15 protein-coding genes are annotated in these 20,553 nt (G+C 67.9%); 7 read left to right on the top strand and 8 right to left on the bottom strand.

The features are described from left to right. Positions 1 to 47 precede the first annotated feature (47 nt). The 4 genes from E3O19_RS06240 to E3O19_RS06225 all read right to left on the bottom strand — a co-directional run bounded on the left by E3O19_RS06240 (position 48) and on the right by E3O19_RS06225 (position 5,842). The gene (locus E3O19_RS06240; RefSeq protein WP_134566230.1) at positions 48 to 602 is read right to left on the bottom strand and encodes an MOSC domain-containing protein; all 555 of its coding nucleotides are present in this window, start codon (positions 600 to 602) and stop codon (positions 48 to 50) included. Positions 603 to 688: 86 nt separating this feature from the next. After that, positions 689 to 973 (bottom strand): hypothetical protein, encoded by a 285-nt coding sequence (locus E3O19_RS06235; RefSeq protein ID WP_134566228.1) that lies wholly within the window; start codon positions 971 to 973, stop codon positions 689 to 691. A 256-nt stretch (positions 974 to 1,229) separates the two neighbouring features. Continuing rightward, a complete protein-coding gene (locus tag E3O19_RS06230; RefSeq protein WP_134566226.1) occupies positions 1,230 to 3,581 on the bottom strand; it encodes a putative bifunctional diguanylate cyclase/phosphodiesterase in 2,352 nt (783 codons plus the stop codon). Beyond that, complete coding sequence (locus E3O19_RS06225; protein ID WP_134566224.1) at positions 3,578 to 5,842, bottom strand: putative bifunctional diguanylate cyclase/phosphodiesterase; 2,265 nt, start codon at positions 5,840 to 5,842, stop codon at positions 3,578 to 3,580. Before E3O19_RS06225 ends, E3O19_RS06230 begins: the two co-directional genes overlap by 4 nt. Positions 5,843 to 6,101: 259 nt before the next feature. Here E3O19_RS06225 and E3O19_RS06220 point away from each other — a divergent pair, with 259 nt between their 5' ends. Beyond that, positions 6,102 to 6,629 (top strand): flavodoxin domain-containing protein, encoded by a 528-nt coding sequence (locus E3O19_RS06220; protein ID WP_134566222.1) that lies wholly within the window; start codon positions 6,102 to 6,104, stop codon positions 6,627 to 6,629. Between the two features lie 27 nt (positions 6,630 to 6,656). Here the strand turns inward: E3O19_RS06220 and E3O19_RS06215 are convergent, their stop codons facing one another. Then, positions 6,657 to 9,821 carry a DEAD/DEAH box helicase gene (locus E3O19_RS06215; protein WP_134566220.1) on the bottom strand — a complete coding sequence of 1,055 codons (3,165 nt, stop codon included), beginning with the start codon at positions 9,819 to 9,821 and terminating at the stop codon, positions 6,657 to 6,659. Positions 9,822 to 9,862: 41 nt separating this feature from the next. Continuing rightward, positions 9,863 to 12,070 carry a S9 family peptidase gene (locus E3O19_RS06210; protein WP_134566218.1) on the bottom strand — a complete coding sequence of 736 codons (2,208 nt, stop codon included), beginning with the start codon at positions 12,068 to 12,070 and terminating at the stop codon, positions 9,863 to 9,865. Positions 12,071 to 12,221: 151 nt separating this feature from the next. Here E3O19_RS06210 and E3O19_RS06205 point away from each other — a divergent pair, with 151 nt between their 5' ends. After that, positions 12,222 to 12,929, top strand: coding sequence for an HAD family hydrolase (locus E3O19_RS06205; protein ID WP_134566216.1), 708 nt, complete (start codon positions 12,222 to 12,224; stop codon positions 12,927 to 12,929). 12 nt (positions 12,930 to 12,941) lie between these two features. Here E3O19_RS06205 and E3O19_RS06200 read toward each other — a convergent pair whose 3' ends face one another. Further along, positions 12,942 to 15,008 (bottom strand): transketolase family protein, encoded by a 2,067-nt coding sequence (locus E3O19_RS06200; protein WP_134566315.1) that lies wholly within the window; start codon positions 15,006 to 15,008, stop codon positions 12,942 to 12,944. Between the two features lie 51 nt (positions 15,009 to 15,059). On the opposite strand from E3O19_RS06200, the gene E3O19_RS06195 reads away from it, so the two are divergent. The 4 genes from E3O19_RS06195 (at position 15,060) to E3O19_RS06180 (ending at position 18,768) form a co-directional block, all read left to right on the top strand. Beyond that, positions 15,060 to 16,241, top strand: a complete 1,182-nt coding sequence (locus tag E3O19_RS06195; RefSeq protein WP_134566214.1) for an ROK family protein — start codon at positions 15,060 to 15,062, stop codon at positions 16,239 to 16,241. A gap of 149 nt (positions 16,242 to 16,390) precedes the next feature. After that, a complete protein-coding gene (locus E3O19_RS06190; protein ID WP_134566212.1) occupies positions 16,391 to 16,903 on the top strand; it encodes a PTS sugar transporter subunit IIA in 513 nt (170 codons plus the stop codon). Next, a complete protein-coding gene (locus E3O19_RS06185; RefSeq protein WP_134566210.1) occupies positions 16,900 to 17,172 on the top strand; it encodes a PTS sugar transporter subunit IIB in 273 nt (90 codons plus the stop codon). The genes E3O19_RS06190 and E3O19_RS06185 overlap by 4 nt, the downstream gene beginning before the upstream one ends. A gap of 72 nt (positions 17,173 to 17,244) precedes the next feature. After that, complete coding sequence (locus tag E3O19_RS06180; protein ID WP_134566208.1) at positions 17,245 to 18,768, top strand: PTS ascorbate transporter subunit IIC; 1,524 nt, start codon at positions 17,245 to 17,247, stop codon at positions 18,766 to 18,768. A gap of 77 nt (positions 18,769 to 18,845) precedes the next feature. Here E3O19_RS06180 and E3O19_RS06175 read toward each other — a convergent pair whose 3' ends face one another. After that, positions 18,846 to 19,232 carry a VOC family protein gene (locus tag E3O19_RS06175; protein ID WP_134566206.1) on the bottom strand — a complete coding sequence of 129 codons (387 nt, stop codon included), beginning with the start codon at positions 19,230 to 19,232 and terminating at the stop codon, positions 18,846 to 18,848. Between the two features lie 136 nt (positions 19,233 to 19,368). Between E3O19_RS06175 and E3O19_RS06170 the strand changes: the two genes are divergently transcribed. Further along, the coding region (locus E3O19_RS06170; RefSeq protein WP_134566205.1) for an LCP family protein at positions 19,369 to 20,553 on the top strand (1,185 nt) is incomplete at its 3' end.

The raw sequence follows: 20,553 nt of genomic DNA, 5'->3' as shown, positions 1-20,553 counted from the left end.
CCTAGTGGCGACGGCGGGCAGAGTCGGGCGTGCGCGCCCGTGTCCGGTTAGACGACGCCGAGCGGCAGTTGGTCCCCGGCCGGCAACTCTACCCGGATCTCGTCGCCGGGGGTCACGGTGCCGCCGTGCACGACGATTCCCATCACGCCGGCCCTGCGCACGACCTGGCCGGCGGAATCCGTGCCGCTGAGCTTTTTCATCAGGCCTTTTTGATAGCCGTTGATCTCAGAGCATGGGCTGCGCAGTCCCGTGATCTGCACTACGGCGTCGGTGCCGAGGTGAAGGCGGGCACCGAGGGGCAGGTGAATCAGGTCGATGCCGAGGGTGGTGACGTTCTCGCCGAGCTCGCCGGGGGCAACCCGGTGGCCGAGCGTCGTCAGCTCCGCGAAAAGCTCGGCCGGAATGAGGTGCACCTGGGTGAGGTTGGCGGCGGTCGGGTCCCTGGCGACGCGGTAGCGATGCTGCACGGTGGCGCCGGCGTGGGCGTCGCCCTCCACGCCGAAACCCGCGACCAGACGGATGCTCTCGACGGCCGGCTTGCTGAACCGGTGCCGGTCATCGCGGCTCACCGACACCACCGCGTTCTGCCCGTTCGGATTCATGCGCTCGAGTCTGCCATACGCGGGGCGCCGCGCGTCTCGGCACAGGTGCGGGAAGAGGGCGCACAGTAGAGCGTGCGCCCGCTTCTCTAAGGTGAGCCGCGAGCTGCGCCCCAGCCGAGCGCGCGCAGCTCCTGTTCGATCCTCTCAACCTCGTAGACCCGCACCCGGGTGTTCGGGGTGGAAGCCTTCGGTCGGCCGACGCCGATGCCATAGCTGACGTAGCCCTCGAAATCGCCGGCGGGCGCATATCTCGTGATCGCCTTATGGCCGACGAACGCCGGCGGTGAGGAGACCACGCTCGACTGTCCATCCTCGGTGTGGGCCTGCACGGTGTGGAAGACGACGCGCAGGATCGTGTTCGTGCCGGGCATCGGGCATCGGGTATCGGTTGGGACGGGCCGGGGCACGCCCCGTCGTGGGCAAGCCGCGATGAGACGACCGTGTCGCCGGATTGCGGCGGCTCGGTCTGGTCCAACGGAGGGGTGCCGGGCGTTGTGCTGGTGGGCGTGGAGGTGGTCGGCTCGATAGGACCGTTCTAGTCGCGGTCTACTCCCGCAGGTCAGGATTCACAAGGTCTAACGGCCCCCGTCGCGGTCGACGGGTGCGACGCCGCGGACGCCAGTCGGCTCAGGAGTCGCCGCGGACCATTGTCGTGACCTTGCGGTCGGCGAGCCAGGCTCCCAGTTCCTCAGCGGGGACCGGGCGGGAGACGAGATATCCCTGCGCGGAGTCGCAGCCGAAGCGCACGAGATCGTTGTAGGCGACGCTGTTCTCGACTCCTTCGGCCACCATCTGCAGGCCCAGGCTGTGGGCCAGGGCGATCGCGGAGGAGACCAGGGTGGCGGCCCGCTCATCGTTGATCATCGGGAAGACAAAGGACTGATCGAGCTTGAGCTCGTCAATGGGCAGGTCGCGCAGGTAGGCGAGCGAACTGTAGCCGGTGCCGAAGTCGTCCACGGCGATGCGGATGCCGAGGGCTCGCAACCGGGTGAGGATGTCCCTGGCCCGCTCCCGGTCGTTCAACAGGAATTCCTCGGTGACCTCGAGGGTGAGCACGGATGCGGGCAGCCCGCGGGACGTGATCATGGCGCCGATCCGGTCGGGGAGATCACGGTCGACCAGGGAGCCGGCCGACAGGTTCACCGCGACCGTCAGCGGTTCGCCCTGGGCTCGCCAGAGCACCGCCTGGTCGAGGGCCTTGGACAACACGATCTGGGTGAGCGCGTGCATCAGCCCGGCCTCTTCGACCAGTTCGAGGAAATGCTCCGGAAGGAGCAGTCCGCGGGTGGGATGATTCCAGCGCACGAGGGCCTCGACGCCCTGAACGTTCCCCGTGGCCAGGGCGACCTTCGGCTGATAGTGCAGCACGAGCTCGTCGTCGGCGATGGCGGAACGCAGCTCCTGCAGGGTGCGCAGGCGCACGTCGCCGTGACTGTCGTCGTCGCTGTGGTAGACGTGGTGCCCGCTTCTCGTCGACTTGGCCTTGTACATGGCCATGTCCGCCTTGCGCATCAGCGACGTGACGTCGTTGCCCTGGTCTGGATGCACGGCGATGCCCATGCTCGCACTGGAATGCAGAGTGATCCCCTCGAGCAGGAAGGGCTCGGCCAGCGCCGCGCGAAGCTTGCCGGCGACGACGACTGCTTCGTCGTGGCCGGAGTTCGCGAGCAGCACGGCGAATTCATCACCGCCCAACCGGGCGAGCAGATCGGTGGCGCGCAACTGTCCGGCCAGGCGCACGCCCACCTGCACCAGCAGGCGGTCGCCCACATCGTGCCCGAGGCTGTCATTGACTTCCTTGAACCGGTCGAGGTCGAGGAGGAGAAGGGCGCTGCGCCGGCCGCTGTCGATGGCGCCGAGCCGGCCGGGCACGTCGGCGTAGAACGCGCGCCGGTTGGGCAACCTGGTGAGGTCATCCGTGCGGGAGAGCACCCGGAGTACCTGCTGCCTGCCGATGAGCGGGATGGTCGCCACGCCCAGCGTCAAGGCGGCCAGCACGACGGCCAGGCCGGAGACCTGAACCTGGCTGGCCAGGATGAGCACGCCGAGCCCGGCCAGGATGGAGACAGCCGGCACGGCGACGGCCGAGACGCTGCCGCCGGCACGGCTCGAAGTCGACCGGGGGGCACCCGAGCGGTCGACCCACAGGGTGATCAGGGCGATCGCGACTGTCCAGGTGGCGTCCAGGGGGGTGCCAATGACATAGCTGAGCGGGGCCAGCGCGAACACCAGGTCGGCGCCGGCGAAGATGAGCAATCCAGAGATGAGCAGGATCCAGCGGTGGCCCGGCTCGGACCCGTGGGACGCGACGATTCCGGCGACGGCCGCGAGGATGAGCAGGTCGAGCATGGGGTATGCGATCGCCACCGCAGTGCCCAGGGACGCCGGTTCGGCGGCAGCGGCGTTGAGCACGGGGGACAGGAACACCGTCAGAATCGAGGCAGCGCCGAGGGAACCGACGATGGTATCCAGGATCATCGCCCCTGCGGAGCCGCGCAGCTGCCGCCGAACGAGCACGCCGAGGGAGGCCAGCAAGAATGCATAGAAGAGGAGGTATGCCGGGTCGGCCGACGAAGGAAAGGTGGAAAAGCCGGTCCCGCGCTGGATCAGCTCCACGGTGTCGGCGAGGGTGTTGGCGGTCACGGCGGCAGCGGCGAGGAGCACCTCAGGGCGTCCATGGCCTTCCCGCCGCCCCCCACCGAAACGCCGGCCCCGACCCGTCCGATAGGCGGCGGCCCAGCACACGGCGACGCAGGCCCACACGGAGACCAGGGCCAGGAACCCGTCGACGAACGGGTTGAAGCCGGAATCCGGCAACATGACGCCGACCACGTAGGCGAGCACCAGACCCCCCATCAGCCAGAGCGACCAGCGCTGCCGCATCGGCCTGGCGCCGACGGCGGCGCCCGGCCTGCCGACATCCACTCCGGGCTTCGCCGTGGTGCCGGCTGCGACGCCTCCCGGCCTCCGGGCGCTCATTCGGTGCTCGCCGAGATCTCGCGCCGGGCCAGCCACTGGTCCAGGTCCGCCGCCGGAATGGGCCGGCAGATGAAATAGCCCTGGGCGTAGTCGCAGCCGTAGCGCACCAACTCGTCGTAGGCGACGCCGTTCTCGACGCCCTCGGCCACCATTCGCAGTCCCAGTCCATGGGCGAGGTCGATGGTGGAGGCGACGAGGGCGGCGGCCCTGGCGTCATCCGCCATCGGGAAGACGAAGGACTGGTCGAGCTTGAGCTCGTCGATGGGCAGGTCGCGGAGGTACGCGAGCGAACTGTAACCGGTGCCGAAGTCGTCGACGGAGATCCGGATGCCGCTGGCGCGCAGCCGGGCCAGGATCTCCCGGGCCCGGTCCCGGTCGGCCATCAGGAACTCCTCGGTGATTTCCAGGGTGAGAGCGGATGCGGGCAGGCCACGGCTCTCGATCATGGCCGCGACCCGCTCGGGCAGTTCGGCATCGACCAGGGAACTGGCCGAGAGGTTCACCGCAACAGTGAAAGAGCGACCGGCGGCCAGCCACACCGCGGCCTGGTCGAGAGCCTGCCGCATCACCACCTGGGTGAGGGTGTGCATCAGGCCGGACTCCTCCGCCATGGCGAGGAACTGGTCGGGGAAGAGCAACCCCCGAGTGGGGTGGTTCCAGCGCACGAGGGCTTCGACCCCGTTCACCGTGCCGGTCTTGAGTTCGATCTTGGGCTGGTAATGCAGCACGAACTGGTCATCGGTCAGCGCGATCCGCAGCTCCTGCAGCGTGCGGAGCCGGGTTGCGCCATGGCTGTTGTCCGCGCTGCGGTAGACATGGTGCCCGTTGTGGCCGGACTTCGCCTTGTACATGGCCATGTCGGCTTTTCGCAGCAACCCGGTGAGGTCGTCGCCCTGGTCGGGGTACAGCGCGATGCCGATGCTCGCGCTGGTCTGCAGGGCGATTCCCTCGAGCGTGAAGGGCGCCGCCAGCGCGATACGCAGCCGCAGGGCGGCGGCCTCAGCCTCGAGCTGACCGGAGTCGTTGAGCAGGATCGCGAACTCGTCGCCGCCCAGCCGGGCGAGGAAGTCGCCGGGAGCCAGCTCCGCGGTGAGGCGAGAGCCGACCTGGATCAGCAGCCGGTCGCCGGCGTCATGGCCGAGGCTATCGTTGACCTCCTTGAATCGGTCGAGGTCGAGAAGCATCAGCGCGCGCGGCTGCGATCGGTCGATCGCGATTCGTCCGGCGACGGCGGTATACAGCGCCCGTCGATTGGGCAGGCCGGTGAGGTCGTCCGTGCGCAGTTGGCGCCTGAGGACCAGCTGCCGGGAGATCAGTGGAAGTGCGGCGAGCCCCAGCGTTGCGGCCGCCAGGCCGATCGCGACGGGGGAGACCGGTACCTGGCTTGAGAGCACGAGGACACCGAGTGCGGCGACGGTCGACACCGCGGGTAGCGCGAGGGCGGCCGCGCTGTTCGCCGCGTGGCCGAGCACGGCATCCGGTCGCGTGGATGAGTCGAGCCAGACCACGACGAGGGCAAGGCCGATCATCCAGCCCGCATCAAGCGGGGTCCCGATGACGTACCGGTCACCGATGATCGCGAACACGATGTCGGTGGACGCGAAGATCATCAGGCCGAAGATCAGGAGGATCCAGCGGCGGTCGGCATGCGAGCTCTGCGACGCGGCGACTCCGCCGACGGCCAGGGCCAGCAGCAGGCTGAACAGCGGGTAGGCAACGGCGATGCTGCCCGTCGCATCCGGCGTGGCGTCGCCGATGGAGTTCAGGAACGGGGTGAGGAGCGCCGCAAGCACGGATGCCGTGCCCAGGGTGCCGACGGCACTGTCCAGGAGCACAGGCCAGGCCAGGCCGCGCGCGCTGCGGTGCACCAGCATCCCGATCACGAGCGTCATCAGGGCGTAGAACACCAGGTAGCCGACGTTGGTCGGGGAGGGGAACGGTAGCTCCTCGCCGCGGCTGTGCGCGGAGAGGGCGTAGACGTTCGCGGCCACGACGCCGGTGACGGCCACCGCGGCCAGCAGCAGCTCGCGATGCCCGCGCCCGGCGCGGGCGACCGCCAGCCAGCAGACTGCCAGCAACACCAGCTGGGTGAGCATTGACAGGATGCCGTCGACGAGCATGTTGAAACCCTGGCCGTGCAGCAGCAGGGCGCCGGTGTAGGCGGCGACGAGCAGGCCCATGGCCCACACCAGCCACATTCCGGAGCGACCGAAGTACCTCAGTACCGGACCGCTATGACGTGCGAAATTGTTCAACTGCATGTAGCTCCCGGCCTGGCGTTTGATCAGCGTAGCAGCGGGATGCCGCCCCAGCGGGGAGGAAATGCCACCTGCCGGGCACAGATCCGGGTGCCGTCTGGATGATCTCCGAAAAGAATTCGACCGCCTGCTTCGTCGCAACGACGAGCGCGACGGTGAAGATCATCATGCGTCCCACTGGATCGGCCGGGGCCAGCCTGGCCCCGCGCCGGTCGTTACGATTGAAGCAAAGCCAACGCAAGACAAGCAGGAGGCACTCATCATGACGGTACTCGTGGGGTTCTCGAGTAAGTACGGTGCGACCGAGGGGATCGCCGAGCGCATCGCCCGCAAACTGCGGGAGGCCGGACGTGACGCCGTTGCGCGGCCGCTGGCATCCGTTGACAACCCGGCGGACTTCGACGCCTTCGTGCTCGGCAGCGCCGTCTACATGGGTTCGTGGCGCAAGGAGGCAACCGAATTCGTGCGGGAAAATCTGGCGAAGCTGGTCGGCAAACCGGTCTGGCTGTTCAGCAGTGGACCGCTCGGCACCGAACCGAAGGATCCGGAGGGGCGCGACAAGATAAAGGAAGCCGAACCCAAGCAGTTCGAGGAGTTCGGTGAGGCGCTGAGTCCGCGCGGGCGTCAGGTGTTCTTCGGCGCCCTCGACCCGAGCGTGCTCGGGCGCCGGGACCGGCTGGTGCGGCGTATCCCGTCCGGGTGCGAACTGCTGCCCGAGGGGGACTTCCGGGACTGGGCCGCGATTGACGAGTGGGCGGCCGGGATCGCCGAGGAACTCGCGGCCGGTTGATCTGGTGGTCTGCGCCCCGGCCGGAGCTCAGGGCTCGAGCAGGCCGCGAATGTCGTCGGCCGTGAGCGCGTCGCTGAAGCCCGCGTCGCCCGCCAGCCCGCCGCCGTCGAGCACCGAGCCCGTCAACGCCGCCTTCTGCTCCTTGAGCGCCATCACCTTCTCCTCGATCGTGTCCGTGGCGACCATCCGGTAGACCATCACGTTCTTCGTCTGGCCGATCCGGTGGGTGCGGTCGACGGCCTGGGTCTCGCTGGCGGGGTTCCACCACGGGTCGAGCAGGAAGACGTAGTCCGCCTCGGTGAGATTCAGGCCGAACCCGCCCGCTTTGAGACTGATCAGGAACACCGGAGCGGTGCCCAGCTTGAACCGGTCGATCACCGCTGAACGGTGCAGCGTCGACCCGTCGAGGTAGCAGTAGGCGATGCCCGCGGCGTCCAGCCGGGCCGCCGCCTTGCCGAGGAAGGAGGTGAACTGGCTGAAGACGAGCGCCCGGTGTCCCTCGGCGACGACGTCGTCGAGCTGTTCGAACAGGGCGTCGAGTTTGCTCGACGGCACCCCGGCGTATTTCTCGTCGACCAGGGAGGGGTCCAGGCTGAGCATGCGCAGCAGGGTCAGCGACCGGAAGACGATGAACCGGTTCTGGTCAAGGTCTTCGATCAGGCCGAACAGTTTCTGCCGTTCCCGCTGCAGGAAGGTGTCGTAGAGCCGTCGGTGCCGCGGGTTCAGGTCGATCTGCAGGATCTGCTCCTGTTTGGGCGGCAGCTCCGGCGCGACGACGTCCTTGGTGCGGCGCAGCATCAGCGGCCGGATGCGGCGGCGCAGCCGGGCGACCAAGGCCGGGTTGGCGCCGGCCTCGACCGGTCGCAGGTAGTCCTCGGTGAACCGGCGGGCCGAGGGGAACAGGCCGGGGGCGACGATCGCGAACAGGGCCCACAGCTCGAGTAGGTTGTTCTCCATCGGCGTGCCGGTGAGGGCCAGCTTGAAGGGGGTGTCCAGGTTCCGGGCGCAGAGGTGCACCTTCGAGGCGCGGTTCTTGACGAACTGGGCCTCGTCGAGGATCAGCCCTGCCCAGCCGGCGGCCTGGTAGGCGTCGAAGTCGAGGCGGAAAAGCGCGTACGAGGTGACGACGACGTCGACCTCGGCCGCGGCATCCGTGACTGGAACCCCGCCCGCCGCCTCGGTTGCGGTGATGGCGCGCACGGCGAGGCCGGGCGTGAACCGGGCGGCTTCGGTGAGCCAGTTGGAAACGACGGAGGTCGGCGCGACGACGAGGAACGGCCGCCGAAGGGGCGTACGCGGCTGTGCGGTGGCGTGCGCGAGCAGCGTCAGGGTCTGCAGGGTCTTGCCGAGGCCCATGTCGTCGGCGAGGATGCCGCCGAGCCGGTGCTCCCAGAGGAACGCCAGCCAGGCGAAACCGTGCAGCTGGTAGGGGCGCAGGGTGGCCTCGAGGCCCGCGGGCAGGGGCACGGACCCCGGCTCGGAAAGGGCGTGCGGCTCACCGGTTGGCTGGTCGCCGGGCTGGTCGCCGCCGTGCCGGTTGCCGGTGGTGAGGGCGAGCAGCCCGGCCACGGCGGCCCGCCACGCGACGGCCTGCACGGTCTCGTCGGCGAGGTCCTCGAACTCGGACCAGAGGGCGGCCTGGTGACGGCTGATCCGCAACCCGGTGTCCCACTCCTGCAGGGAACGGGCCTCGTCGATCAGCTCATGCAGGCGCTCGAACACCGGCTGGCGCAGCGAGAGGTAACTGTTGTCGACGAGCAGCAGCTTCGCCTTGCCCGTGGCCAGGGCCTTGAAGAGCGGGCCGAACGGCACGCTCCGGCCGTCGACCGTGACCAGTACGCCCAGGTCGAACCAGTCGCGCTGATCGGTCTCGATCGTGGTGACGGTGAGCTCGGGCACCTCCGTGAGTTCGCGGTAGTCAGGCTGGTCGCCGATGACGTCCACGCGCACGCCCGGCACCAGGCGGAGACTCGGCAGGGTCTGCCCGGCGAACTCGGCCGTCTCAACGCCGTGCAGAATGCGCGGCGCCGGGCCGGGTGCCGGGTGCCCGTCCAACCGGAGGGCGTCGGCCGCGGCGGCGAGGATCGTGGCTTCGGGGGTGGGGGCGGCGGCGATGGTGTCGGTGGCGCCGGTGACGTCGGTGACGTCGGTGACGTCGGTGGCGGCGATGGTGTCGGTGACGTCGGTGGCGCCGGTGGCGACGGTCGCCGGCCGGAGCGGGACCCGGGCGACGCGAGCACCTTCCCGGTGGTCCCAGTGCCATTCGAGCTCCAGCGCCTGCTTCGGCCGGAACCGGGCGGTGAGCACGAGCACGGGCGGGTCGGCCGCGGGGAACTGCACCGAGGCATCAGTGCTGGTCACCGGGAGCGCGTGCCGCAGCGCCGGGTAGAACACGGTCAGGAATTCGGCGACGTCGGACTCCGGCACGTCGACCGTGCCCGGCTGCCCGAGCAAGCGGAGCTGTTCAGGGCTGAGCGGGCCGGCGGCCGGGGCCAGGGTGAACACCGGCCGGGAGCCGAGGTCCCAGGCGTAGAGGCCGTGGCTGCCGATGGCGCCGGCGTGTTCGACGGGGTACGTCTCGCCGTCGATCTGCAACCGGGTCGCGAGGCGCAGACCGTCGTCGACCCCGACGGTGCTGGCGTCGAGGCCCAGGCCGGCGATGCGGCCCACGGTGACCCGGGCGTCCTTCTTGCTGCCGACCAGGTGAAGGCCGATCGCCCCCGCCTCGTCGAGGAGGTTCCAGAGCAGCGGGCTGGTGAAGTCGTCGAGGTAGAGCCAGTCCGGTTCCTGGCTCGTATAGACGCCGCGCACGGCCCGGTGCAGGGCCAGTAGCTGGCTCAGCCAACGGTGGTGCTCCGGGTTCAGATTCAGCCGGTTCAGGTGGAACCCGAGCTGGTTCCAGGCCACGTTGGTGCGCACCCAGCTGCCCCGCGCGCTCAGGATGACCGGCCGCACCCCGAGCCGGAACTCGCCGTGCCCCGGCCGCACCGTCGTCACCGTTCGAGCCGTCGGCCCGCGCCAGCGCTCGTTCGTGCGCGGGGTCTGCTCGCGCAGCTCGAACTGCAGGCCCATCGACACGGGCGCGGAGCCACCGCCGGTGGGGGAGCCTTCGGCCTCGGCCGCTGCCCCGGCCGGAGTGCCCATGATCCGTTTCCAGTCTGCGGATGCCGCTGGAGGCCCGGAGCGCGACATGGCTCCATGCTCTCACGCGATCGCGCCCCTCGGCGGCCGTGCTACCCGGGAAGCGGGGTCTCCCCGGTCGACTGGGTCTCTGCGGTCGACTGGGTCTCCCCGGTCGGATGCGCGCCCGCGACGTCGACCAGCCAGGCGAAGTCGAAGGCCCGCTCTCGCCAGGCGGCGTAGCGGCCGGACACCCCGCCGTGGCCGGCCGACATCTCGGTCTTCAGCAGGGCATCCGCCCCGACCTCGCGCAACCTGGCCACCCACTTGGCCGGTTCGACGTAGAGCACCCGGGTGTCGTTCAGGCTGGTCACGGCGAGGATGCGCGGGTACCGCGTCGCGCGCACGTTCTCGAGCGGGGAATACCCCTTCATGTACGCGTAGACCTCGGGGTCGTGCAACGGGTCGCCCCACTCATCCCACTCGATCACGGTGAGCGGCAACGACGGGTCGAGGATCGAGGTGAGCGGGTCGACGAACGGCACGGCGGCGTGGATGCCGGCGAACAGCTCCGGCGCCAGGTTCGCCACCGCGCCCATCAGCAGCCCGCCGGCGCTGCCGCCGTCGGCGACGAGCCGATCGGGGGAGGTGTAGCCCAGATCGACCAGATGCCTGGCGCAGTCGATGAAGTCCGTGAAACTGTTGCGCTTGTGCAGCTTCTTGCCCTGTTCGTACCAGGAGCGGCCCAGCTCGCCGCCGCCGCGCACGTGCGCGATCGCAAAGACCATGCCGCGCTCGAGCAGGCTCAATCGCGGGATGCTGAAGCCGGGGTCGATGCTGTGCTCGTACGACCCGTAGCCGTAGAGCACGGTCGGGGCCGGCATCCCGGGGGTGACCAGGTCGCGGCGGTAGACCAGCGAGATCGGCACGCGGGTTCCGTCGCCGGCCACCGCCCACTCGCGGCGCTGCTCGACCAGGCTCGGGTCGTAGCGGCCGCGCACCGGCTGCTGCTTGAGCAGGCGACGCTCGCCGGTGGCGACGACGTGGTCGTACACGGTGGACGGGGTGATGAAGCTGGTGTAGCCGAACCGCACGGTGGGCTGGTCCCACTCCGGGTTGGCGCCGGTACCCACGGTGAAGAGCGGTTCGTCGAAGGCAAGCTCGGTGAAGTCGAGTCCGTCGGCGTCGACGTCGGCTTCGACGCCGCCATTGGCACCGGCGTCGGTGCGGGCGATGGCCACCCGGGTGAGTCCTTCCCGCCGGTATTCGGCGGTGATGAAGTCGCGAAACGCGTCGACTCCCTCCAGCCGAACGGCGGGGTCGTGAGGCAGCAGCATCCGCTGTGCGCCCTGGGGATCTGCCGCCGCGACGCTGACCAGCTCGAAGTTGATCGCGTGGTCGTTGTGCACGATCAGCAGCCGGTCCTCGCCATTGACGACGGCGTGTTCCACGTCGTATTCGACACCGTCGCGGCGCGGCCAGACCAGGGTGAACTCGCCGGTCGGATCGTCCGCGGCGAGCAGACGGGCCTCGGTGGTCACGCTCGACCCTGCCTCGATCAGCAGGTACTTGCGGCTGCGGGTGACACCGACGCCCACCCAGAACCGTTCGTCGGGTTCGTGGAACACCTCGCTGTCGACGGATGCCGCCCCGCCCACCTCGTGCCGCCAGACGGTGTCCGGCCGCCAGGCGTCGTCGACCGTGGTGTAGAAGAGGTAGCGCCCGCTCGGATCGAACAGGGCGCCCTCGGCCGTGTCCAGGATCTCGTCGGGGAGGTTCTGCCCGGTGGCCAGATCGCGAACCCGGATCGTGTACCGTTCGTCGCCCTCGGTGTCGACCGCGTAGAGCAGGAGGCTTCCGTCGCCGCTCACATCGAAGCTGCCGAGCGAGTAGAACTCGTGCCCGGCCGCCTCAGCGTTGTCGTCGAGAAGCAGTTGCTCGCCCGGGAGCCCGGCTGCGGCCCGGTCGGCGTCGGAGATGATCACCGGTGGCTCCCAGTCGTCCGGCCCGGCGATCGGGGCCCGGCAGTGGAGGCCGTACTCCTGCCCCTCGATCGTGCGGGTGTAGTACCACCACCTGCCCTCGCGCACCGGGACACTGAGGTCGGTCTCCTGGGTGCGGCCCTTGAACTCCTCGAAGAGCTGCTCCCGCAGCAGTTCGAGGTGAGCGGTGCGGGCATCCGTGTAGTCGTTCTCCGCCCCGAGGTGGGCGAGAACCTCCGGGTTGTCCTTGTCCCGCAGCCACTCATAGTCATCGATGTACACATCGTCGTGGTGCACGCGCCGGGTCGGCTTCTTCGCCGCGAGGGGAGGAGTGGTCATTGGTCCAGCGTAGTTCGGGCGGCCGTGTCACGGGCCCCGGTGCACCCGCGGGGGAGCCGGCAGGTGAGGCCAGGGAAACGATCCGCGCGGTGGTGAGGGAGACTTGCAGGGTGACCGGAGCCGACAATCGCGGTCCCGGGAAAGGACACCCATGACGAACGCCCCGACCGACCTGACCGGACCCCGACAGTCTCCCGGCACCTCGAACACCCTCCTCGGCCGGGTTTTCGAGGCCGTGCTGTTCGATATGGACGGCACCCTCGTCGACTCGACCAGTGCCGTGAACCGGTCCTGGCGACGCTGGGCCGACGAAGCCGGCCTCGGCGAATCGTTCCGCGGCGCCCGCCACGGGGTGCCGGCCCGCCAGATGCTTGCCACGCTGGTCCCGGCCGACCAGGTCAACCAGGCCGTCAACCGATTGACCGAGTTCGAGCTGGCCGACACCGCCGACATCACGATCCTTCCCGGCGCAGGAGAACTACTCACGAGCATCCCGGAGCACCGGCGGGCGATCGTCACCTCGGCCACCCGCGCGCTCTGCCGCGTTCGCCTGACCGCGTCCGGCGTTCCCACGGTCGCAACGGTCGTGACCATCGAGGACACGAGCCGGGGCAAGCCGTTCCCCGAACCGTTCCTGGCGGCCGCTCAGCGCCTCGGTGTCGATCCGGCCCGCTGCCTCGTCGTCGAGGACGCCCCGGCCGGCCTGGAGGCCGCCCATGCAGCGGGCTGCAGCACCATCGGCGTCGAGGGAACCCACGCCGCGGCCGACCTGATCGCCGACATCGTCGTGCCGAGCCTGGACCGGCTTCGCATCCTGGTGCAGGAGGACGGGGTCAGGGTCGAACTGCTGCCGGCCTAGCCTCGTCCGGCGCTACCTCCGGCGGGTGGCCGCCACTTCGGCGCTCCGCCGGGCCGCCGCGACGATGTTACTCGTGGTGATCCCGCGCAGACTCATCACCTCGGCGCCACTGCCGGACTGCCCGAACTCTTCAATGCCGATGACCTCGCCTCCGGTTCCGACCCAACGCCACCAGCCGTCGCCCCGCCCCGCCTCGATGGCGACCCGGGCGGTCACTGCAGGGGGAAGCACGGTGTCGATGTAGGCCTGGCCCGAGTTGGCGAACCATTCGACGCACGGCATTGACACGACCCGTGCGCAGATTCCCTCGGCTGCCAATTGCTCGGCGGCCTCGATGGCGAGGGTCACTTCGCTCCCTGTCGAAATCAGGGCAACGTCGAGTCCGCCGCCGTTCTGCCACGCGACGTAGCCGCCATTCCAGACGCCGCGGTCGAGCCCGGATCTCGGCGCGAGCACAGGCACATCCTGTCGCGACAAGATCAAAGCGACGGGTCCCTCCGGTCGGGCGACCAATCGTCTCCACGCGGCGATCGTTTCGGCGGCGTCGGCGGGGCGCACGACCGCGAGTCCCGGCACAGTGCGCAGGGAGGCGATCTGTCCGACCGGCTGGTGCGTCGGTCCGTCTTCGCCGACCGCGACCGAGTCATGGGTGAGGACATAGAGCACGGGCAGGTTCATCAGCGCGCCGAGACGAATGGCCGGGCGCATGTAATCGCTGAAGACCAGGTAGGTCGAGCCGAATGGGCGCCAGATTCCCTGAAGCGCGATGCCGTTCAGGATGGCGGCCATGGCGTGCTCGCGAATCCCGAAGCGGATGAACTCGCCCGCCGGGTTTCCCGCCGCGAATGCTTCGCCCGGCACGGCAACGTTCGTCGAACCTGCCAGGTCGGCTGAACCGCCCCAGATCGGCAAAACCGGGGACAGGAGCGCAATGACGTGTCCATTTGTCTTTCGTGTCGCGATTGAAGTGCCCGGTCCGGGCAGTCCACGTGCGAGCTCTTTCAGGGCATCCAACGCCGGGGCGGTGTCGATCTCCGACTGTGCGGTGAGCCATCGTTGCGCCGATTCCGGCTCGGCGGCCGCCCACAGCGAGAACGCGTCGGCCCACTCCGCCTCCAGGGTGCGGCCACGGGCGATCGCTCGCCGGCAGAAGGTGAGCGCCTCCGGAGTGACGAGCTGCTCGAGTGTCGCATCGGGCGGGAAGCCGAGGGTGCGCTTGACGGCGGCGAGCTCCTCGGCGCCGAACCCACCGGAATGCGCCGCCGCCTTTCCGCCGAACACGACGGAGGGCGCTCCAATGACACTCGACAGGGCAACGAGGGTGGGACGACCGGCGGCGGCGGTGCGGTTTCCGGCGTCGCGCAGGACCCGCTCGATCTCACCGAGATCGGTGGGGTCGGCAATCGAGAGCACCCGCCAGCCATAGGCGCGATAGCGTGCCCTGACGTCTTCGGTGAAGTCGGCCGAGGTTGGTCCGTCGATTGTGATGCCGTTGTCGTCCCAGATGAGTACGAGGTTGTCCAGGCCGAGAGTGCCGGCGAGGCTTGAGGCCTCGCTGGAGACGCCCTCTTGCAGGCAGCCGTCGCCCGCGACGACCCACACCGTACGCTCGAACAACGGTGACCCTCCGCCAAAGGTTGCGGACTCGTGCCGGGAGGCTATCGCCATGCCGACGGCCGAAGCGACACCCTGGCCCAGCGGCCCCGTTGTCATCTCGACGCCCGTCGTGTGCCCGAACTCCGGATGGCCCGGTGTGAGGGAACCAAGCTTGCGGTTGGCCGCGATGTCGTCGAGGGTCAGGCCGTAGCCGGTGAGGAACAGCTGCGTGTACAGGAGCAGGCTCGCGTGACCGGCGCTGAGCACGAATCGGTCGCGCGCCGGCCACAGTGGATTCGCGGGGCTGTGGCGCATCACCCGGGAGAACAGCACGTGCGAGAGTGGCGCAAGCGCCATGGCTGTTCCGGCGTGGCCATGTCCTTTTGACTGCACGATGTGTGCTGGGATGGCGATGGCCGCGGCCACCGCCATTGTTTCGGAAACGACGTCGGTGTGGTGGGGGAGTGCGCTGACGGAAGTCATGGTGCTCACATTGGTATGTTTATAGACTTAAGTCAATCGATGGGAGCAATTGTGGCGCACATACTGTCCACGGGGTCCGGTGTGGCGCTTGACCTCATCAGGTCGGGAGACGCAACCACGCGGTCGGAGCTGATTGAGCGACTGGGGTGGTCCCGGATTACGCTCGCCCGACGTCTGGACGAGTTGCTGTCGTCGCAGATCATCGTCGTGGCCGGGCAGCGAGACTCGGGCGGGGGTCGACCGTCCGAGAACTTCGCCGTGAATAAGGACGCGGGAATTCTGTTGAGTGTCGACATCGGCGGGTCGCACACCCGGGTGGCCGTCACGAACCTGATCTCGGAGGTGCTCGTCGAGGATGAGGCCGATATCGGGTTGTGGGAGGGGCCGGACACCGTCTTCACCTGGGCTGGCCAAGTCTTCGACTATCTGCTCCCTGGACTCGGTAAGTCCCGCGCCGACGTTCGAGGAATCGGCGTCGGAGTCCCAGGGCCAGTGGATGCCGCCACGGGGCGCCTGGCCTCGCCGCAGCTCGACGAGCAGTGGGCGGACGTGCTCGTCAGGGACTATTTTCCGAGCGAATACGATGCCGTCTTTGCCGTCGATCGAGACGTGAACACCATGGCGGTGGCCGAATCACGTTTGGGGTGGCCCGAATACCGTGACCTGGTCGTGCTCAAGATGGGTCTGGGCATCGGTTGCGGACTTGTCCTCGATGATCGCGTCTATCGGGGTGCCCGGGGAGGCGCAGGGGACTTCTCGCATAGGTACCGGCACGGCTCACAGGCATGCAGTTGTGGCCGCACCGGTTGCCTCGAAGCCGTGGCCAGCGGGTATGCGATTCGTCGCGAGCTCAACGCCCTGGGCTACCGGATCCGCACCAGCGCGGACATCGTCGAGTTGTCACGAATGGGAAGCCCGGACGCCGTCAGGCTCCTCACCGAGGCGGGAATCGAGATTGGCGACTCCCTGACGGACGTCGCCGGGCTACTCAACCCGGAGGTCATCGTCATCGGCGGAACGCTCGGCGGGGCAGGCGAGCCGTTCTTCTCGGCGATCAGGGACACGCTTCTGGCTCGGTGCAGCGCCTTCTCCGGCAAGGGCCTCATTGTCTCTTCGTCGCGACTCGGTGAGAAGGCCGGAGTGCTCGGGGCATCGCTTGTGGCCCAGGATGCACTGTTCGCCACCGAACGGATCAGTCTGCTGACCCGAGCAGCGCGTCCTGTTTCCGGCTAAGGGTGGGCGCGAGCTCCTCAACGAAACTTTCGTCTACTTATGGACAAAAGACGTTTTCTTCGGATATGATCTACGCAAGGCATCGACGCCGTCGGAGCCAACGTAAGGGTCTCGGGGAGCCGGGGCTGCAACCAGGAGGCGCTCCGGGCATGACGGTCAGCACATCAGTCAAACTTGCGGAAGAACTCCCCGAGGTCGCCATCCTGACCCATGCGACAGCGGCCGACTGGCGGGCAGCGATAACCCTCGCCGGACAGGCCCTTGTCGCCAGTGGAGTTACGACCGACAACTACACGGCCGAGATGGTGGCCGCTGTCGAAGACCTCGGTCCATACATCGTCATCGCGCCAGGACTGGCGATTGCACATTCTCGACCATCCTCGGCAGTGCTCCGCGCCGGTCTCAGCTGGGTCAGCCTTGCTACCCCGGTCATGTTCGGCAATAAGAAGAATGACCCGGTCTCGCTCGTGATCGGACTCGCTGCCCCCGATCATGCCAGCCATCTGGGCATCATGTCCGCCCTCGCACTGGTACTCGCCGACGCTGACGCCCTCAGCCAGCTCACCGAGGCAGACTCGCCGGCCCGCGTGCGCGAAATCCTGGCCGCCATCGATAAGAAGTCCAGTCAGGATCCACCCCTCGAAAGGAAAGCGCACTCATGAAGATCATCGCCGTCTGTGGAATGGGAATTGGGACTTCCGTCCTGCTCAAGATGAATACCGAGAAGGTGCTGCGCAAACTCGGCATCGACGCGGATGTCGAAGCGGCCGATATCGGTGTGGCCCGCGGCATGGCCCGCGACGCGGAGATCGTTCTCACGTCGGAGGACCTGGCGGCTCAGATCGGCGACGTCTCGGCCACCGTCATCGTGATCGACAATTTCTTCGACCTCGTCGAAATCGAGGACAAGCTCACCGCCGCGATCGATTGAGAACAGCGACACCACTGATCACGAAAAATCGACAGACAAAGAAAAATCGACAGGCAAAAGGGGTGTATCAACATGGAATGGTTCCTCGTCATACTTGACTTCCTCGGCAAGCAGGTGCTCAACGTACCGGCCTACCTGGTGGGGATAATCACGGCGGTCGGGCTCCTCGCCCTGCGCCGTCCGGCCGGCGCCGTCATCGGTGGAGCGCTCAAAGCCGCGCTTGGGTTCCTAATCCTCGGAGCGGGCGCCGGAGTCGTCGTGGCGTCCCTGACCCCGCTCGGAGGTCTCATCCTCAAAGTGACGGGAGCCCAGGGTGTGATTCCGACCAATGAGGTCATCACGGCGCTCGCGGCCGCGCAATACGGCGCGACGAGCGCGTACGTCCTGGTCGTCGGATTCATCGTGATGCTGCTCCTGGCGCGCTTCACGCCGCTCAAGTATGTTTTCCTCACCGGACACCACATGGTTTTCATGTCCATGCTGCTCGCCGTCGTCCTGTCGGTGGGCTTCGGTCCCAACCTCAGCTGGTTGGTCATTGTGATCGGCGGCGGTCTACTGGGTGTGATCATGGTGGTGATGCCGGCGCTTGCCCAGCCGTGGACAAAACGGATCACCGGCGATGACACCATTGCAATCGGGCACTTCGGCACCCTGGGCTACATCGCCGCTGGGATGGCAGGCCAGGCCACCGGTCAGCGGAGCAAGTCGACCGAGCACATCAACTTCCCGCAGAATCTCAAGTTCCTTCGTGACTCCATGGTGGCGACAGCGCTCTCCATGGTCATGATCTACCTGGTGTTCGCCGTGTGGGGACTGATCGCCCTGCCTACCAAGGAAGCCCTCGCGATCTTCGGATCGGCGGACGGTGGCGCCTACATCATGGCTGCGTTCGCCCAGGCCCTGCAGTTCGGCGTCGGCGTCGCGATCATCCTTTACGGTGTTCGCACCATCCTCGGTGAGCTTGTCCCCGCGTTCCAGGGCATTGCCGAAAAGGTCGTCCCCGGCGCCAGACCGGCCCTGGACATCCCGATCGTCTTCCCGTTCGCGGCCAACGCCGTCTTGATCGGCTTCCTTGCATCCTTCGCCGGCGGGCTCCTCAGTCTGGGGCTTCTGGCCTTGTGGCTCGGTCCGGTCTTCGGCCTGGCACTGATCCTTCCCGGAATGGTGCCGCACTTCTTCACCGGAGGCGGCGCGGGTGTCTACGGCAACGCGACCGGTGGCCGAATCGGAGCCGTGGTCGGTGGCTTCGTCAACGGCATCCTGATTACGATCCTGCCGGCCATCCTGCTGCTCGTCCTCGGCCAGCTCGGCTTCGCCAACAGCACTTTCGGCGATGCAGACTTCGGCTGGTTCGGCACTCTCATCGGCGTCAGCCTGCTCAGCGGGAGCACCGTCGTCGGTATCGTGCTCACCGTTCTCATCGGCGTGGTTCTCGTCGTCGGGGCATCCATCTTCCAGGTTCGGGTCGTCAACAAGGGCTGGCTACCCGGAGCAAAGCACACGGCATTCATCGACGAGATCGAGGCAGAGCAGAGGGCCGCCGAAAGCGAACGGCGAGCCGCGGCCAAGGCCGAGCGAGCGGCAAGTTCGGCATAGGTCCACCGGGCCGCGCGGGGGACACGCTGGCTGGTCAGGGAGAGGCAGTGTTTGCCTCTCCCCTGCTGCCGGCCCCGTCAGCTCTGATAGACCTCCAGCGGGAGACCATCGGGGTCCCGGAAGAAGAACATGGCCTTCCCGTTGTTCGGGTCCACCCGGAGTTCTTCGCACTTGACGCCCTTCTGCGCGAGTTCGGCGTGCGCCGCAGGCACGTCGTCGACCTCGAAGGCCAGGTGTCGCAGGCCGAGCGCCTCCGGCCCGCTGCGCCGCGGCGGGGTGTCCGGGAACGAGAACAGTTCGATCAGGTAGTGCCCGTTCAGGGCGAGCTTGCCCATCCATGAATCCCGCTCGACCCGGAAGTACTCGGCCTCGAGGGTGGCGCCGAGCACGTCCTGGTAGAACGCCTTGGACAACTCGTAGTCGCTGGCGATGATGGCGATGTGGTGCACTCCGTTTATGCGCATCCCGGCAGTTTCGCACGTCTGTCGCAACTCACGGGCCGCACTCTGTGAGGCATCCACAGGAATCTTCAGGGCGCACACGGGTGCGGACTATATGGTGGCGAATTAGTGTAAAAATCGGAATCAGGGAGAATCAGTGATGCGGGAGCAGAAGCCGACCGGGCGCGGAGCCGCCCGTCGCCAGGCCAAAGCGACCGGACTTGTCCGACACAAGCGCCATTCACGCTGGCGCGAATTCTGGCAGCCCCTGCTCAAGGTGGTCGCGATCAGCCTGGCTGTCGCACTGGTGAGCGGGGCATCCGTCGCCGCCATCGCCGTGAGCCAGCTCGCCACCAAGGTCGCCGCGAACTCGGTGGACATCTCCAACGGCAAGAAGCCCGCGAAGGCCGCAACCGCCGCCTCCTTTGCCGGGGGTTTCAACGTGCTCGTCGTCGGTGTGGACAACTCCACCGCCCAGGGCCAGTCCTACGGCGAGCGGGATGCAACCCTCAACGACGTCAACATCCTCCTGCACGTTTCCGCCGACCATAAGAGCGCCGTCGTCGTCAGCATCCCGCGCGACCTCGTCGTCGCCCAGCCGGAGTGTACCGATCCGGCCACCGGAAAGGTCACCCCCGCAGCGAATGCCGAGGCTGTCAACGCGTCCTACGGTCGCGGTGGCCTCGGCTGCGTCGTCTCGACCGTCGCCGCGCTCACCGGGTTGGACATCCCCTACGCAGGGCTGATCTCCTTCGAGGGCACCGTGGCGATGGCGGATGCCGTCGGCGGCGTGCCGATCTGCCTCAACGACGCCATCGATGACCCGTATTCCGGCCTCAACCTGCCCGCCGGCACGAGCGTCGTCGCCGGCCAGACGGCACTGTCCTACCTGCGCAGCCGCCACGGCGTCGGCGACGGCAGCGACCTGTCCCGGATTTCTTCGCAGCAGGCTTACATGTCGTCGTTGATGCGGGTGATGAAGAGCAACTCGACGCTCACCGACGTGTCCAAGATCACCGGCCTGGCCAACGCCGCCGGAACGAACCTCAAGCTCTCCACCTCGCTGGCGAACATCCCCACCATGGTGAGCATGGCACTCGCGCTGAAGGACATCGACCTGGCCAAGCTCGTCTTCGTGCAATTCCCGTCGGTGGACGATCCCGACAACAAGGCGAAACTGGTGCCGTCGGAGAAGCTCGCCACGGAACTCTTCGCCAGGATGAAGACCGACCAGCCGTTCACCCTCGACGACAAGTCGCTCGGCAACGGCGCCCAGGCGGATCCAGCCACGCCGGCCCCGGCCGCCACGCCGGCCCCGGCCGCCACGCCGGCCCCGGCCGCCACG

The sequence above is a fragment of the Cryobacterium algoritolerans genome (assembly GCF_004402785.1).
In the GTDB taxonomy this organism is placed as follows: Bacteria; Actinomycetota; Actinomycetes; order Actinomycetales; family Microbacteriaceae; genus Cryobacterium; species Cryobacterium algoritolerans.
The sequence above is the reverse complement of the archived record's forward strand: the minus strand, read 5'-3'. Positions and strand labels throughout refer to the sequence as shown.

Excerpts from the sequence above, each read along its gene's own strand:
- E3O19_RS06240 (WP_134566230.1), bottom strand. The coding sequence starts at position 602 with ATGAATCCGAACGGGCAGAACGCGGTGGTGTCGGTGAGCCGCGATGAC.
- E3O19_RS06235 (WP_134566228.1), bottom strand. The coding sequence starts at position 973 with ATGCCCGGCACGAACACGATCCTGCGCGTCGTCTTCCACACCGTGCAG.
- E3O19_RS06230 (WP_134566226.1), bottom strand. The coding sequence starts at position 3,581 with ATGAGCGCCCGGAGGCCGGGAGGCGTCGCAGCCGGCACCACGGCGAAG.
- E3O19_RS06225 (WP_134566224.1), bottom strand. The coding sequence starts at position 5,842 with ATGCAGTTGAACAATTTCGCACGTCATAGCGGTCCGGTACTGAGGTAC.
- E3O19_RS06220 (WP_134566222.1), top strand. The coding sequence starts at position 6,102 with ATGACGGTACTCGTGGGGTTCTCGAGTAAGTACGGTGCGACCGAGGGG.
- E3O19_RS06215 (WP_134566220.1), bottom strand. The coding sequence starts at position 9,821 with ATGTCGCGCTCCGGGCCTCCAGCGGCATCCGCAGACTGGAAACGGATC.
- E3O19_RS06210 (WP_134566218.1), bottom strand. The coding sequence starts at position 12,070 with ATGACCACTCCTCCCCTCGCGGCGAAGAAGCCGACCCGGCGCGTGCAC.
- E3O19_RS06205 (WP_134566216.1), top strand. The coding sequence starts at position 12,222 with ATGACGAACGCCCCGACCGACCTGACCGGACCCCGACAGTCTCCCGGC.
- E3O19_RS06200 (WP_134566315.1), bottom strand. The coding sequence starts at position 15,008 with ATGACTTCCGTCAGCGCACTCCCCCACCACACCGACGTCGTTTCCGAA.
- E3O19_RS06190 (WP_134566212.1), top strand. The coding sequence starts at position 16,391 with ATGACGGTCAGCACATCAGTCAAACTTGCGGAAGAACTCCCCGAGGTC.
- E3O19_RS06185 (WP_134566210.1), top strand. The coding sequence starts at position 16,900 with ATGAAGATCATCGCCGTCTGTGGAATGGGAATTGGGACTTCCGTCCTG.
- E3O19_RS06180 (WP_134566208.1), top strand. The coding sequence starts at position 17,245 with ATGGAATGGTTCCTCGTCATACTTGACTTCCTCGGCAAGCAGGTGCTC.
- E3O19_RS06175 (WP_134566206.1), bottom strand. The coding sequence starts at position 19,232 with ATGCGCATAAACGGAGTGCACCACATCGCCATCATCGCCAGCGACTAC.